The sequence below is a fragment of the Mesorhizobium sp. P5_C1 genome, assembly GCF_054049815.1.
This window is the reverse complement of record NZ_JBFULQ010000836.1, coordinates 1-1,751: the sequence shown is the minus strand read 5'-3', so window position 1 is coordinate 1,751 and position 1,751 is coordinate 1. Positions and strand designations below refer to the sequence as shown.

Below are 1,751 nucleotides of genomic sequence, written 5' to 3'. Positions count from 1 at the left end.
TTATGGTGCCGTGGTCGAGGGTGTCGATCCGGACCAGCCGGCAGCCACCTCCGGCATCGAATTGGGCGACATCATCATCTCGGTCAATGGCGTGCCGGTGAAGACGGCGAAGGACACCAGCCAAGCCATTAGTGTCGCAGCAAAATCCAGCAAGAAGTCGGCGCTGCTGCTGGTCAAGCGCGGCGACCAGCAGACGTTCATCGCTGTGCCATGCGGCAATGGTTGAAATGTGAGGATGCCAAAACCGCCGGAATGGTACGTCATATTGACGCGAAACGATTTCAGTCTCCTGAGGGGACGAAATGCGGTCACCGAGTTGCTCGGCGAGAGCGATCAAACGGAAGTGGCGGATCGGGCGGAGAAAACTCGCCCGTCAATTGCGCCAAGAACCCACATCTCCGATCAAGGCCGGGGAAGGTGACAGCCAGGACGAAGTCTCGATCGAAGAGCGCCGACTTCAGGGTCGAATTTCRAGAACTGCGCAATTCCCAGCCAGGCCGGGTCCCAGCCAGCCGGGCCGTCCAGGGCCTATCCAAGGCTCCGCTGGTAAGCACTCGGCGTCAGGCCGGTCGCCTTGCGAAAAGCGGCCGTGAATGAGCTGGTTTCGCTGTATCCGACAGTCAATCCGATGTCCGTCACCGAATGAGCCCGCGTCGCAAGGAGACCTTTGGCATGCTCGATTCGACGGTTGATATGATACCGATGCGGAGGCATCCCAAAAGAAAGCTTGAAGGCGCGGCAAAAATAACATGGGCTCAACCGGGAAAGCTCCGCGAGAGTGGCGAGCGGTACCGGTTCGCCCAAATGGGCCTCGATATGGGCCTTTACTACCCGCTCCTGCCAAGCCGCAAGTCCCCCTCGAAGCTGAGGTTCGGCTCTCGGCGTTCTCTCGTGGAAACGGACCAACTCATGAGCCAGGACGATGCCCAGTGCTTCCAGGTAACGCCAATTCTCCAGGTTTGGACTTTCGAGCGACCTCATCAGTTTGAGGGCGGTGCCCAAAAGCGTTGYGTCCTCAAAGAAGAGCTTCGCAACGAACGTCACATCGGTCATGCCAGCGTTGGACGGAACTTGCAGCTTGGCAGGATCAAGATAGACAAACATGAGACGCGCAGCCGTCCGCGGCGCATGCCATTCGAGATATTCGCGACCGGCGGGCACCAAGGTAAGCCGGCGACCAAAATCCCGCAGTTTCGACCGGGGCAAACCTTCGACGAAGGTGTCACCGTCTCGGCGCGTGCCCTGCTCGTAGACCACCAGCAAGTGCATGGGCGCGCGAAACCGGAATTCGAATTTGTCATGACCGGCGGCTTGGACCACCTCGGCAACTATCCCATCCGAAATCACCGTGCGACTGCTCACCGCGTCGCCTGAAGATATCTCGACACGGCAATCGGCCCCATCGGCGCTCCGGCGCCCGAACTGCGCATGCGCCACGGAGTTGGTACGCTGTGCCTTTCCGCCGTTGAACGGAGCGCGCCAATCCGCCGACAAGAATGGGTCCGTTTGCTCCGGTCGCCGAGCATTGGCCGCGAAGGCAGCAATCGCGGGTRAATCGATGTCGCGGGAGGCAGGATTCATCAACATGGCTTGGCGCACATCCTTCGGGTTATCCCATCTGATGTCAGCGTAGAGCGCCGGTGATGATTTACTCCATTCTACATCCGTAGGTGGACTTAGAGTATTGGTCTGAACTGCTCATTCTTTGGTTTGTGATTGGACGTCGCGATCGATTGTAATGGTGAATGTAC

The 1,751-nt window shown here is 58.7% G+C and carries 2 protein-coding genes; one reads left to right on the top strand and one right to left on the bottom strand.

Annotated features, from left to right (window positions below):
• A partial coding sequence (locus tag ACXJ7R_RS31780) for a PDZ domain-containing protein (RefSeq protein WP_457155267.1) occupies positions 1 to 226 on the top strand: 226 nt, incomplete at its 5' end.
• Between the two features lie 302 nt (positions 227 to 528).
• Here ACXJ7R_RS31780 and ACXJ7R_RS31775 read toward each other — a convergent pair.
• The gene (locus tag ACXJ7R_RS31775) at positions 529 to 1,587 is read right to left on the bottom strand and encodes a helix-turn-helix domain-containing protein (protein ID WP_457155266.1); all 1,059 of its coding nucleotides are present in this window, start codon (positions 1,585 to 1,587) and stop codon (positions 529 to 531) included.
• Positions 1,588 to 1,751: the final 164 nt, after the last annotated feature.